The organism is Pseudoxanthomonas sp. OG2 (assembly GCF_014192765.1).
In the GTDB taxonomy this organism is placed as follows: domain Bacteria; phylum Pseudomonadota; class Gammaproteobacteria; order Xanthomonadales; family Xanthomonadaceae; genus Pseudoxanthomonas_A; species Pseudoxanthomonas_A beigongshangi.
Map to the genome: position 1 here is coordinate 1,965,795 of NZ_JACHYM010000001.1, position 12,289 is coordinate 1,978,083.

General features: G+C 65.6%; 9 protein-coding genes and 2 rRNA genes (1 of these 11 running past the window's edge). 1 reads left to right on the forward strand and 10 read right to left on the reverse strand.

Annotated elements, in window-relative coordinates:
* Nucleotides 1–18 precede the first annotated feature (18 nt).
* The 4 genes from FHW78_RS09050 to FHW78_RS09065 all read right to left on the reverse strand — a co-directional run bounded on the left by FHW78_RS09050 (nucleotide 19) and on the right by FHW78_RS09065 (nucleotide 5,054).
* Complete coding sequence (locus FHW78_RS09050; protein WP_183639569.1) at nucleotides 19–567, reverse strand: ECF-type sigma factor; 549 nt, start codon at nucleotides 565–567, stop codon at nucleotides 19–21.
* Nucleotides 568–856: 289 nt separating this feature from the next.
* Nucleotides 857–2,407 carry a YadA-like family protein gene (locus tag FHW78_RS09055; protein ID WP_183639570.1) on the reverse strand — a complete coding sequence of 517 codons (1,551 nt, stop codon included), beginning with the start codon at nucleotides 2,405–2,407 and terminating at the stop codon, nucleotides 857–859.
* 137 nt (nucleotides 2,408–2,544) lie between these two features.
* On the reverse strand, nucleotides 2,545–4,347 hold the full coding sequence (locus tag FHW78_RS09060) for an ATP-binding protein (RefSeq protein WP_183639571.1): 1,803 nt from the start codon (nucleotides 4,345–4,347) through the stop codon (nucleotides 2,545–2,547).
* Nucleotides 4,348–4,367: 20 nt separating this feature from the next.
* Nucleotides 4,368–5,054 (reverse strand): response regulator transcription factor, encoded by a 687-nt coding sequence (locus tag FHW78_RS09065; RefSeq protein WP_183639572.1) that lies wholly within the window; start codon nucleotides 5,052–5,054, stop codon nucleotides 4,368–4,370.
* A 216-nt stretch (nucleotides 5,055–5,270) separates the two neighbouring features.
* Here FHW78_RS09065 and FHW78_RS09070 point away from each other — a divergent pair, with 216 nt between their 5' ends.
* The gene (locus tag FHW78_RS09070; RefSeq protein ID WP_183639573.1) at nucleotides 5,271–6,539 is read left to right on the forward strand and encodes an NAD(P)/FAD-dependent oxidoreductase; all 1,269 of its coding nucleotides are present in this window, start codon (nucleotides 5,271–5,273) and stop codon (nucleotides 6,537–6,539) included.
* Here the strand turns inward: FHW78_RS09070 and FHW78_RS09075 are convergent.
* The 6 genes from FHW78_RS09075 to FHW78_RS09100 all read right to left on the reverse strand — a co-directional run.
* Nucleotides 6,533–7,000, reverse strand: a complete 468-nt coding sequence (locus tag FHW78_RS09075) for a DUF1203 domain-containing protein (protein WP_183639574.1) — start codon at nucleotides 6,998–7,000, stop codon at nucleotides 6,533–6,535. The genes FHW78_RS09070 and FHW78_RS09075 overlap by 7 nt on opposite strands.
* Nucleotides 7,001–7,176: 176 nt before the next feature.
* A complete protein-coding gene (gene rpoH, locus FHW78_RS09080; protein ID WP_183639575.1) occupies nucleotides 7,177–8,055 on the reverse strand; it encodes an RNA polymerase sigma factor RpoH in 879 nt (292 codons plus the stop codon).
* Nucleotides 8,056–8,141: 86 nt separating this feature from the next.
* Complete coding sequence (locus FHW78_RS09085) at nucleotides 8,142–9,869, reverse strand: EAL domain-containing protein (protein WP_183639576.1); 1,728 nt, start codon at nucleotides 9,867–9,869, stop codon at nucleotides 8,142–8,144.
* Between the two features lie 625 nt (nucleotides 9,870–10,494).
* On the reverse strand, nucleotides 10,495–11,736 hold the full coding sequence (locus FHW78_RS09090) for a dipeptidase (protein ID WP_183641292.1): 1,242 nt from the start codon (nucleotides 11,734–11,736) through the stop codon (nucleotides 10,495–10,497).
* Between the two features lie 88 nt (nucleotides 11,737–11,824).
* Nucleotides 11,825–11,939: ribosomal RNA gene (rrf, locus tag FHW78_RS09095) — 5S ribosomal RNA — on the reverse strand.
* A 122-nt stretch (nucleotides 11,940–12,061) separates the two neighbouring features.
* Nucleotides 12,062–12,289: ribosomal RNA gene (locus tag FHW78_RS09100) — 23S ribosomal RNA — on the reverse strand; it runs 2,651 nt beyond the window's last position.

A 12,289-nucleotide genomic window follows, 5' to 3' on the forward strand; every position in this document is an offset into this window, starting at 1 on the left:
GTGGGGCCGCATGGCCGGTCAGGCCAGCTCCTTGCGCAGCCAGGCCTTGGCCACCTTCAGGTCGCGGTCGATGGTAGAGGGAGAGACCCCCAGCACACAGGCGATTTCGTCACGTTCCATGCCACCGAAATAGGCCATTTCCAGGCCCTGGGCCGCCCGTGGATCCCGACGGGCCAGCCGCTGCAGCGCCAGATCCAGCGCCAGCACGTCGAACGCCTCGTTGCCGGCGACCGATTCGGCGTGCGACAGCGTGAGCACCGCGACTTCACCGCCACGTTTCTCGGCCAATTGCGCGCGCGCGTGGTCGACCATCACCGCGCGCATCTTCAGTGCCGCCATCGCGAAGAAATGCGCCCTGTCCTGCCAGTCGATCTCGTTGCCGAGCAGGCGCAGCATCGCTTCGTTGACCACGGCGGTCGGCTGCAGGGTGTGGCTTGCGCCATGCCGATGCCAGCGCATCCGAGCCATTTCGCGCAGGGTGTCGTAGACGTCGGACAACAGGCGATCCCGCGCCATCGCGTCGCCGGCACGCCAGCCCTGCAGCAGGCGGGTGAGGTCGTCTCCCATCGCCCCTCCATCACGACCCGGCAAAGAGGCCGCGTGCATGGTAGCGAAGTTCTTCGGCATGGCGCATTGCATGGAGGAAAGAACGGGAATTTTTCCTGCCGGCGGCCAATGCCGCCGACACCCGCGATCGGCAGGCGCGCCGCGCCCGTTCCCGGCCTGCGCCAGGGCCGCGTCATCACGAACCTGTCCGCGCGTTGTTTCCCGGGATATCTCCTCCTGGCGGCCATGCCCGCCGGGTGTTCTCCAGCCGAAATGTGGAGTGCCCGCCCGTGCATCCCGTTCCGATTTGCTACCAGCTGAATCCCGCGCCGGCCGATACGCTCTTCTCGCCGCCGCCGAACGCCGCGCCAATCGAAACGCTGGCGCGGTTTCCGACCACGCGCTGGTAGCCGATCGCCATTGCCTGTTCCCCGCCTTGCGAACCGACGCCCACGCCGACCCGGTTCCGGCCCGCGAGACCGGCGATGTTCATGGCCATGCCGGCATAGGCTCCGCTCATCGCGGCCATCTTGTCGATCCGGCGATCCATCTGGTTGATGCGACGATCCACGTCGCCGCGGAAAGCCTCGAAATCGTCCGCCAGTCCGGTGAGTTCGGAGAAGCGGGCATCGGTATACGCATTCGCGGAGGCAAGCGTCGCCGCATCGCCGGCATCGGCATGCTCGCGGGCGGCATCCAATGTCCGCGCGTCACCCGCGTCGGCATGACTCCTCGCCGTGTTCAAGGTCTGCGCATCGCCCGCATCGGCGTGATTCCTCGCCGCGTTCAACGTCTGTACGTCACCCGCATCGGCGTGACTCATCGCCGCGCTCAACGTCTGCGCATCGCCCGCGTCGGCATGGCTCATCGCCGCGCTCAACGTCTGCGCATCGCCCGCGTCGGCATGGCTCATCGCCGCGCTCAACGTCTGCGCATCGCCCGCGTCGGCATGGCTGTTGGCGGCCGTCAACGCGTTCGCGGTCGCGTTGTCGGCGTAAGCCTGGGAGGCGGCGTTGCCCGCCGCCATGTCACTGCGGACAGCGGCTTCCCGCGCGTCGGCATAGCCATTGGCCGAGGCCAGTGTCGCGGCGTTGCCACTGTTCATCTGCGCAACATTGACCGCGTCGTTCGCGGCGGTGCCCGCCGCGACATGGGTCACGCGGCGCTGGGATGATGCGGATCCCACCGAGACGACGTTCGCCTCGCCGCCATCGTTGCTGCCGGCACCCAGTGCCACCGAATTGCCACCCGTGGCGCTGGCGCCATTCCCGAGTGCGGTGTTGCCATTCGTTCCCGCTGTCCCGGTTGCCCCAGGGAAGCCGCAGCACATGTCAGCGCCATTCCCTCCCGATCCGGCCACGCTGTTGTTGCCCAGCGCGATGTTGTCATTGCCGCCGCTCCCACCCATGCCCCCTGTGCCCCCCGCGACACCCTCGCCGCCGCCGCCGCCCAACCCGGCCTGGCTGTTCTGGCCGATCGCGATGTTGCGTGATCCCCCGGTTCCACCCACGCCACCGTTGCCGCCCGCCGTGCCGTTGGCGCCCGTGCCGCCGTTGCCCGACTGGGCGCCGTTGCCGATGGCCGTGTTGCCGGTGCCACCGGCACCACCGGCCGAGCTGGTCCAGCCAGGCTGATTAGGACCGGGCTGGCCAGCATTGCTCGCGGAACTCCCCGTGCCGCATGCAATGTCCTGGCTGCCGGGATTCTGGGTGCAGGGCTCGGTTCCGGTTCCGCCGGTCGCTTGCGCGAACGCTGTGGGCATCGGCAGCACCAGGGCCGCAGCCAGAAGTACGCCGCAGACCCCGGGTACGAGAACGGAAACCGTCGGGAATCGGCGGCGGACAGTGTGGACGGAATCCATGGGGGCGCTCCAGCGTGACGGACGGTTTCCCCCGGAAGACGTCTCGTCTTCCCGGGCGCGCAAGAGCGTGCCCTTCGCCGTCCGCATCGGACATCCCCGGAATCAGGTAGTCCCCTGTCGACGCATGCAGGCCTGGCTCAGGCCAGCAGTGGAAACTCCAGCCGCAGTCGGGTACCCCCGGTGTTCGATTCGATGCGGAGCTGCCCGCCGAGGCGCTGGGCGCGCGCCCGCATGCTGCCCAGCCCGGCACCGGGGACCACCCCATCGCCCTCGCCCGCCAAGCCCTGTCCGTCGTCCTCGATATGCAACTGCAACCGGTCATCCGCCCTCGCCAGGCGGACATTCACCTGGCGGGCCCGGCTGTGCTTGAACACGTTGGTCAGCGCTTCCTGCAACAGCCGCATCAGGTCCAGGCTGCGCGCGGGACCGAGTTCGATGCCGTCCAGTCCTTCCAGTTGCCACCGGCTGTCGATATCGGCGGTTTCCAGCAATCGGCCCAACCGGTGCCGCAGCGGCGCCAGCTGCGCCGCCAGTGCCGCCTGCTCCCGCGCGGTACTGTCGATCACCAGTCGCAGGTCGTCACGCATCTCCTTCAGCGTGCCCACGATCTGCGCCTTGGTCGTGTCTTCCGGCGCGTTCTCCAGTTGGGCGATGGCGCCCACCAGGGTGCCGCCGAAACCGTCGTGCAGATCGCGTACCAGTTGCAGGCGTTCTCCCGCCCGGCCATGCGCCAGCTCCAGCGCGTGCTGCTGCGACAGCGTGTCCGACAGGCGCGACGTCGCCGCCGCCACTTCCTGTTGCAGCTCCTCGTTGAATCCTTCGATGCGCCGCATCGCGGCGACGAAGCGGTGGGACAGGACGAAACCGATGCCGATCAGCGTCAACACCGAGGTGAGGCTCAGCAGATAGGTGTCGCTGTGCACCCAGCCGAAGAACAGGGCGAAGTCATAGAAGGACACCAGCACCGGCAACAGCAGGCAAGCGGCCAGCACCAGGAAATCGATCCGCCGCCGCCGCCACGCCTGCGCCAGGAAGTAGCCGATGCCGAGGTAGAAGAACAGGCCTCCCACGACGATCCACGGCGTGCGCGCCGGTCCCATCCAGCCCGGCGCCAGCAGGGCGGTTGCGACCGCGGCCACGCTCGCCAGCGCCATCGCCGTCTCGATGCGCGGAAACCGCCGCTCCGCGTAGCGGAACAGGAACATCGTATAGCTCGCGCCGGTCACCAGGTACATCGCCGCCACGAACGCCTGCCAGCCGTCGGTCGTGGTGAACGGCCAGGGACTGGAAACGATGTAGTTCGCGCCGTACAGCGATCCCGCCAGCTCCGACAGGGCGAACCAGCCGTAGACCGAATCCTGGCGACGGAACAGCCACAACATCAGGAACAGGCCGCCCATCACCACGCTCATGGCGACGTTGATCAACTTGATGTCGTGGCGCGCGAAACGTTCCTGTCGATACAACGCCTGCACGGCAGCGGGTTCGCCCACTGTCACGGTACCGAATCCGGGCTGGTAGGCCGAAAGGCCCGAAACCCGCACCATCAGGGTGTTCTCGCCCTGGCGCAGCAGCGCCGCCGGAATCAGTTGGTAATACGGCGCCACCCAGGCACGTGAAAGCGGCTCGATAAGACTCGGGTCGCGCGCCACCAGATTGCCGTTGACGTAGATCGCGCCTGACAGGCAGATGTAGTTCACCAGCAGGCCGATGGGCTGTCGGGTATCCGCCTGCTGCCATCGCAACCGATACCAGACGACGCCATCATGATCCGGCCAGCGCGTGTCCCAGAAATCGACCAGTTGCACGGGCTCCCAGCCACTGTCCGGCGGCGCGGATTCCTGCCAACCGGAACGCACCACCTCGGCGCGATCGATCGTCACCATCTGGACCGGCTGCGCCCCCACCAATCCGGACCACAGCAGGCACAACAGAAGCATCCAGACAGGTACACGCAATCTCACGGCAGCAGCCCCATCGCCCGGGCTTCGAAGACCGCCGCCGTGCGCGAGCCGACCGCGAGCTTGCGATAGATGTTCTTGGTGTGGCATTCGATGGTAAGCCGGGACAGCGACAACAGATCCGCCATTTCGCGATTGCTGAACCCCTGTGCCACCAATCCCAGGATTTCGCGCTCGCGATCGGAGAGGGAAGCCTCCTGTCGCGCTTCTCGTGTGGTCGAGGCGGCGGGCGCCGCCATGGCCGCCGGCAGCAGCGCCAGGATCCGGCGGGCGATCATCGGATCGATGGGCGCACCGCCTTCACGCAGGCTTTTCAGGGACATCAGGATCTCGGCGTCATCGCGCTCCTTCAGCAGATACCCGACCGCACCCGCCCGCACGCCCGCGAGGATGATTTCCTCCTCCGCCCAGGCGGACACGATGACCGCCTGCGTGCCCGGTGCGTGTTGCTGCATCCAGGCGATGAGGTCGATGCCGCTGCCATCCGGCAACTGCACGTCCACCAGCGCCAGCGCGAAGGGGTGTTCCCGCAGGCTCGATCGCGCGGACGCCAGGCAATCGACGTCCACGATCCGCGCGTCCGGTTCGGCGATCCCGGCCACCAGCCGTGAAATCCGGCGACGAACGACAGGATCGTCCTCGATGACCAACACTGCATCCAGTGTGATCGGCTGTGGCTGCATCATTCCCCCTGCACCGTCGCACATTTGTCGGCTCCGGCGGCCAAGTCTAACTTGGACCGGGATGACCCGCGCATGCACGGCTGCGTGCTTCCGTCTTGCGTATGCCCGCGTCCATGCCAGAATTCCCTGCATGGATACCGTCGCTCTCCTCCCGTCGACGTTGCCGTCGGCGCCTGTCCGGCATCATTCCTGGGCCGCGCACGCCCGCGGAGGGCTTCGATGAGCGCTTCCCGTCCCCACGTCGTCATCATCGGCGGGGGTTTCGCCGGCTTGTGGGCGGCCAGGGCGCTGGCCAAGGCGCCGGTGCGGATCACCCTGATCGATCGCCGCAACCATCACCTTTTCCAGCCGCTGCTCTACCAGGTGGCGACCGCCGGCCTGTCCGCGCCCGACATCGCCGCGCCGTTGCGCCACATCCTGCGCCGCCAGGCCAACGTGGAAGTGCGACTGGCCGAGGTCACCCGGGTGGACCCGCAGTCACGCCGGCTGCAACTGGGTGATGCCGGCTCCCTGGGCTATGACTACCTGCTGCTGGCCACCGGCGCCACCCATGCCTACTTCGGCCACGACGAGTGGGCCAAGCACGCTCCCGGCCTGAAGACGCTGGACGATGCGCTATACCTGCGGCGCCACCTGCTGGTGGCATTCGAACGGGCCGAGGCCGAGCCGGATCCAGCACGCCGCGCCGCCTGGCTGAACTTCGCGATCGTCGGCGGCGGTCCCACCGGCGTGGAACTGGCCGGCACGCTCGCGGAGATCGCGCGGCATACGCTGAAGAACGAATTCCGCAACATCGACCCGGGTGAGGCACGCGTGCGCCTGATCGAAGCCGGTCCGCGTGTCCTGGCCTCCTTCCCCGAAGATCTGTCCGCGCGCGCGCGTCGCCAGTTGGAAAAGCTGGGGGTGGAAGTCAGCACCGGCGTTCCGGTCACCGCCATCAGCGAGGCGGGTTACCAGCTCGGCGATGCCTTCGTGCCCGCCAGGACGGTGGTCTGGGCGGCGGGTGTCGCGGCTTCCCCACTCGCGCAATCCCTGCATGTCCCGCTGGATCGTGCCGGGCGCGTGATCGTGCAGCCCGATCTCAGTGTTCCCGGGTATCCCGACATCTTCGTCGGTGGTGATCTGGCCGCGGTGCAGAGCCAGGGTCGGCCCGTCCCCGGCGTCGCGCCCGCCGCCAAGCAGATGGGGCGCCACATCGCGGCGATGATCCGCGCACGAATGGCTGGCAAGCCCACCAGCGCTTTCCGCTACCGGGACTTCGGCAACCTCGCCACCATCGGCCGCATGGCGGCGGTGGTCCATTTCGGCCGACTCAAGCTGTCCGGCCTGCTGGCCTGGTGGTTCTGGCTGGCCGCCCACGTATTCTTCCTGATCGGATTCCGCAATCGGCTGGTCGTGCTGCTGAACTGGGCCTGGGCCTACTGGAGCTACCAGCGCGGCGCACGCATCATCTTCGGCGCGCCGGACAAGACATCTTCGGATCAGTGACGATCCACGCGCACGGCGAAACAGCCGGGACGCGCGTTGTGCACGTGCAGGTACGCCGCGTCTTCGCGCTGGAAAAAGGACGCGATCAGCGGTTCCAGTTGCGTACCTTCCACGACTTCGGCCGCCTGCATCCAGCCATCCGCATCGTAGGCGCGGACCGATAGCAGGCGGCGCAGGAACGCCTCGGGAATCCGATCCTCGAATACCGCCGCCCGGGTCGCTTGCTGGCGTACGAATATCGGACCGCTCGCCCGGTACGGACCCGCCGCCCCATGGTGCTGGAACGGGAGCAGCAGGAGAGTCTCGCCGCTCCGCGCATCGTCCAGCGAAACCCGGCAGGGAAAACCCCGATCCTTGTCGGCGACCACGCGCCGTATCGACTGCGCGGCCAGCGCCGCATCGTCCAGTGCCCACAGATGGGTGAACAGGTCGGGAGAGAGTCCGGTGATTCGGTAGGCCATGACGGAAGGTCCAGGGGGCGGAGGTGCAGCATCCTCCCGGCAACGTCGCGTCACCATCCGGTTCTTGCGCGGAATACCGCGTCCTTCACTCATCGATGGAGCACGCAGCGTGGACAAACAAAACAAGACGGCCCCGTTTCCGGGGCCGTTGCTTGTTTCGTCGAAGCGCGCCGAAGTCAGGCGGCGAACAGCGCCTTCATCTTCTTCAGCGCATTGGCCTCGATTTGCCGGATGCGCTCGGCGGATACGCCATATTCGTCCGCCAGTTCCTGCAGGGTGATCTTGCTGTCGGCATCCAGCCAGCGGCGCTTGATGATGTCGCGCGAACGCTGGTCCAAGCCCGCCAGGCCTTCACGCAGCAGTTCCAGCTGGTTGTCCTCGCTGTCGGCGCGCTCGTAGGCCTGCGACGGATCCTCGTCGCCCGCCATCAGGTAGCTCACCGGCGACGGCGGCGCATGATCATCGTCCTCATCGCCAGGGGCGTCGAAACCGATGTCGCGACCGGACAGGCGCGATTCCATTTCGAGCACTTCGCGTTCGGACACGTTGAGGTCCTTGGCGACCGCGCTGACTTCCTCCGCGTTCATCCAGCCCAGGCGGGTCTTGGACTTGCGCAGGTTGAAGAACAGCTTGCGCTGCGCCTTGGTGGTCGCCACCTTCACGATGCGCCAGTTCTTGAGGATGAACTCGTGCATTTCGGCGCGGATCCAGTGCACCGCGAAGCTCACCAAGCGCACGCCCATGTCCGGGTCGAAGCGCTTCACCGCCTTCATCAGGCCGATGTTGCCTTCCTGGATCAGGTCACCCAGCGGCAGGCCATAGCCGTTGTAACCGCGGGCGACATGCACGACGAAACGCAGGTGCGAATGCACCAGCTCGCGGGCGGCGTCCAGATCTTCACCGTCGCGGAAGCGACGCGCCAGCGCCTGCTCGTCATCGACCGTGAGCACCGGAATCTGGTGCACGGCGCCGATATAGGCCTCGAGCGAACCGAGCGCGCTGGGGATGGGGAGATTGTTCGCCACCAGGGCGGTGGCAGCAGTGTTCTGGCTCATGGGGCTCATCTTAGCAGTCGGGTTGTTCGACTGCTAACCGGTAAAAGAGTTCCCCATCATTCCGACAGTGGAACGATGGGCGGAAATCATTCAGCTTCCGTAAGGGAAACGGAACCATGAGCGGGCTTCCGGCCACCTGCGATTTGCTTGGTCATTTTTCCTCTCATATCAATAGGTTGCAACATTCCCCGAGCGTCGTCGAACCAAGGCGGACGACTTGCCAGCGTGCCTGGCAGCAATGATGCCGGCAGCGGCCGGGCAAACAGGTACCCCTGCAGGAAGGCCACGCCGTGGCGGGCCAGGGCATCCGCCTGAGCGGGGATTTCCACGCCTTCCGCCACCACGTCCAGGTCCAGGCGTTCGGCCAGATCCAGGATGGTCCGCAGTATCGGCGTGATGCCATCCGGATCCGGCAATCGGGTAACAAAGCCCCGATCGATTTTCAGCCGGTCGGCATGGAGCTCCTGCAGGTGACTGAGATTGGAATGGCCGACGCCGAAGTCATCCAGCGCGATGCGCACGCCCAGTCGCCTGACTTCGTCGAGGACGGCCAGCACATCGGCGTCCGGAACGACACCCTCACGCTCGGTCAGTTCCAGGACCAGCGCGATCCGCCCGGGTGGAAACGCGGCAAGGAAGCGCCGGCAGTGTTCGGGCAGCCAACGCGCGGACAGATGCGCGGGAGTGATGTTGAAAGCGACATGGAATCCCGCCGGCAGCAGCGACAACATGCCGGCCAGTTCCCGCGCCGCGCGAGACATCAGTCCCGCGGTCATCGGCAGGAGGAAATCGGAATGCTCCAGGTGCGGCATGAAGCGGTCCGGAGCCAGCAGGCCGCGCCCGGGATGCTCCCAGCGTGCCAGCACTTCCACACCCGCCCAGTTCCGATCCGCGCAGCGCACGATCGGTTGATAGAAAGGAACGAACTCGCCATCCCGGACCGCTCGCTGGAATTCCCGCTTCAAGGTCCGGCGGCGAATCGTCCAGCGATGGAACAGATAGCCCATTGGCATTCCGGCCAGCGCCATCAGCAGCCACGCTGCGGAGGATGGGCCCCGGGAATGCTTCGCCTGCTCGTCCCCGGCATCCGGGGCGATCGCCACCGGATGGCGTGACGACGTGACCAGACGGGATTCCGCATCGGCATCCGGCGACAGCACACGAATCCCGCCAGCACGCTCCAGCCGCTTCGCTCCTACCACCCAGGCCGATTCGCGGCCTTCCTGCAATGATTGACGGACGTGCAACGCATCCAGTACCGCGACCGCTTCATGAGGTCCTCGCGAGAGGCGATACAGCAGCAAGGGGCGATCCGGCGCGACCTCGTTCCCGGCGACCAGCGTCACGGCATCATCGGAAAGCCCCGTCGCCTCGATCGGCACGGCGATTTCGCCATACAGGGTGCTGCAATAGGCCATTCCATCGCGGGCCAGGACCAGCGATCGCGCCTGTGGCAAGGTCGCCGCTTTCAGCCGCAGCGCATCCACCACCTCCACGCAGTCGCCGGCGGCAAGCGGCAGGCTCGCATCCACGGTGGAATGAACCTGGTCCAGCATCGCCTCGAGCTTCGACATCGCGACGCGCCCGTGGTCGGCCTCCTGCTGCCCGGCCATCATCCACTGGATGTGATGCCAGCCCAGGCCCAGCAAAAACGGAATTGAGACGATCAGCGCAACCGCACCCGCATGCAGGACCCGGCGTGACAGTCTTGCGCAACAACGCTTCCGCACCGCCATCGCCGCCCCACGAACGCCCGCCGCCCGCCCGGTCCGGGCGGGCGCCACGGTATCGGCGGCGGGATGTGCAATATGCATGGGGCTGTCGGAGAGATTTCGCAGCGGGCACGGTAGCTGCGCATGAGGCAGGCTCAGGTCGTGGTTCCCGTGGCCAGGAAAGAAAGCGTCCAGGAAATGGCTGCCGAAGTTTCGACCGCGACTTCCGTGTCGCGGACTACACTTTCACCCAATGTGACTCACCGCAGGAATCGGACATTTCCGAAAAGGCAGTCGGAGGTGATGCTTCGCGTTCAATGACGAGTCATCGCGCTTGAATTGGCATCCCCAGCGGTTCTATTGAGAAAGGCCCCGATAGCGCGGAGCGGCCTGCCGACAATGCTGTTTGACGGATAGACGATCCATTGGCGCTCATTGTTCCGCCAAGCCGATGGAATTCGCACGACCTGCACTCGCCTGTCGTGCCGCGGATACTGAGGCATTGAAGAATGTGCGGATGGCACGGACGCCGCGTGACGACCACTTTGGAAAAAGCACGACGCCGCGCCCGCGGCGGCATCTCGTCGCGCTCGATGACCTGCCTCAAGGCGGGTCCGTGTTTGCTTCAACCGACCAGCAACACTTCCGTGGGCGCGCTACTGCGCGCCCACGTCCCTTGCGAAGCCTGTTCGCGTGGTTAGCTTTCGATGGAAGGGAGTTGCTCGGGCTACCGCCGCATAGGCTCGGCTACCGCCTCGACCGCACGAAGCACGCGAAGCAGGTTGCCTCCCCAGATCGCGTGTATGTCGGCCTCGCTATAGCCTTCCTTGAGCAGGCGTTCGGTGATCTTCGGCAACGCCGCGACGTCCTCCATGCCGGCTACACCGCCACCGCCATCCCAGTCCGCGCCGATCCCGACGTGCTGCGGACCCGCCACCTTCAGGATATGCAGCAGGTGCCGCATGTAATCCTCGAACGTGGCCTGTGGCACGGGGAATCGCTGGTCGATCTCCGCGCGCTCCTTCAGATAGGCCTGGACCTTCGCCTCGTCTCGCCCGCTTTCCTCGCCATACTTTTGCGAAAGCGCTTCAAGCGCGGCTTCACGCTGCGGATGCTTGGGAATTGATATCAGATAGCCGCCATACGCGTTGACGTGAATCACGCCCCCCTTGGCCGCGAGCTTGCGGATGCGCGCATCATCGATGTTGCGCGGATGATCGAACACCGCGTCGGCACTGGTGTGCGACAGCACGATCGGTGCCTTGGAAAGCTCCAGCAACTGATCGAAGACCTGGTCGCTCGCATGCGATGCGTCCAGGATCAAGCCCAGGCGGTTGGCCTCAACCACCAGCGCCTTGCCCTTGGGGCTCAGGCCATTCCATTGCGGACCCGCAGCATCGGTGGATGAATCGCCAAAGTCGTTGTTCTTGACATGGGTGATCCCCAGCATCCGCAGGCCGAGCTTGTGGTAGAGCTCCAGCAGGCTCGGATCGCTGGCGAGCGGCGAGGCGTTTTCCATGCTGATGAAAGAAACGCGCTTGCCCGTGGCGGCGATGCGTTCGGCGTCGGCGGCGGTCGAGACCAGTTCGAAATCGGCCGCATTGGCGGCGATCATTTCACGAATCTCAACCAGTCGGGTCAGACCGTGGTCGCGAGCGGCGCGATTGCCGGCCTCGTCGCGTGAACCCTGCTCGGTGTAGATCACCCAGAATCCGCCGTCCAGGCCACCTTCCTTCATTCGGGGCAGATCCACCTGCGATTGGTCACCGTCATGATCATGGCGATCGCGGATGCTCCAACCCGGACGCGAAAAATTCGCCGGCGTATCCAGGTGCGTATCCAGCACCAGCGCCGAATCGTGCGCCTCCCGCACCTTGGCCGGCGTGACCTCTTTGCCTGCCGCCCATGCGTGCGCGGTCAACGACATGCCTAGGGCGATGGCCAGAACACTTCGCTTCATTCCCCGGATCCCCTTTCTGTTAGGAAAGTCCGATTGTTGGCGATCAGCGGACAAGAAAAAACCCCCAGCCAATAGGCTGGGGGTTTTGGGGTAAAGCCCCTGGCGATGACCTACTCTTGCATGGCTTAAGCCACACTACCATCGGCGCAGCTGCGTTTCACTTCCGTGTTCGGGATGGGAACGGGTGGGACCACAGCGCTAATTTCACCAGGGAGACGGTTGGAGCGTCGCCATCCGAAGGGATGAGGCGCCTGTCTCACATAGGGTCTTGTGACGTAGCGGGCATTGGATTCTCATCGACGCTGCCGTCGAGTCCAAGGCCACTTGAGGTTATATGGTCAAGCCGCACGGATCATTAGTATCAGTTAGCTCAACGCCTTGCAGCGCTTACACACCTGACCTATCAACCACGTAGTCTACATGGTTCCTTCAGGGGGCTTGTGCCCCGGGAAGTCTCATCTTGAGGCGCGCTTCCCGCTTAGATGCTTTCAGCGGTTATCGCTTCCGAACATAGCTACCCGGCAATGCCACTGGCGTGACAACCGGAACACCAGAGGTTCGT

Bases quoted from the DNA above. Each gene is read 5' to 3' on its own strand.
- FHW78_RS09060 (WP_183639571.1), bottom strand. From the start codon at position 4,347: ATGCTTCTGTTGTGCCTGCTGTGGTCCGGATTGGTGGGGGCGCAGCCG.
- FHW78_RS09065 (WP_183639572.1), bottom strand. From the start codon at position 5,054: ATGATGCAGCCACAGCCGATCACACTGGATGCAGTGTTGGTCATCGAG.
- FHW78_RS09055 (WP_183639570.1), bottom strand. From the start codon at position 2,407: ATGGATTCCGTCCACACTGTCCGCCGCCGATTCCCGACGGTTTCCGTT.
- FHW78_RS09050 (WP_183639569.1), bottom strand. From the start codon at position 567: ATGGGAGACGACCTCACCCGCCTGCTGCAGGGCTGGCGTGCCGGCGAC.
- FHW78_RS09085 (WP_183639576.1), bottom strand. From the start codon at position 9,869: ATGCATATTGCACATCCCGCCGCCGATACCGTGGCGCCCGCCCGGACC.
- FHW78_RS09070 (WP_183639573.1), top strand. From the start codon at position 5,271: ATGAGCGCTTCCCGTCCCCACGTCGTCATCATCGGCGGGGGTTTCGCC.
- rpoH (WP_183639575.1), bottom strand. From the start codon at position 8,055: ATGAGCCAGAACACTGCTGCCACCGCCCTGGTGGCGAACAATCTCCCC.
- FHW78_RS09075 (WP_183639574.1), bottom strand. From the start codon at position 7,000: ATGGCCTACCGAATCACCGGACTCTCTCCCGACCTGTTCACCCATCTG.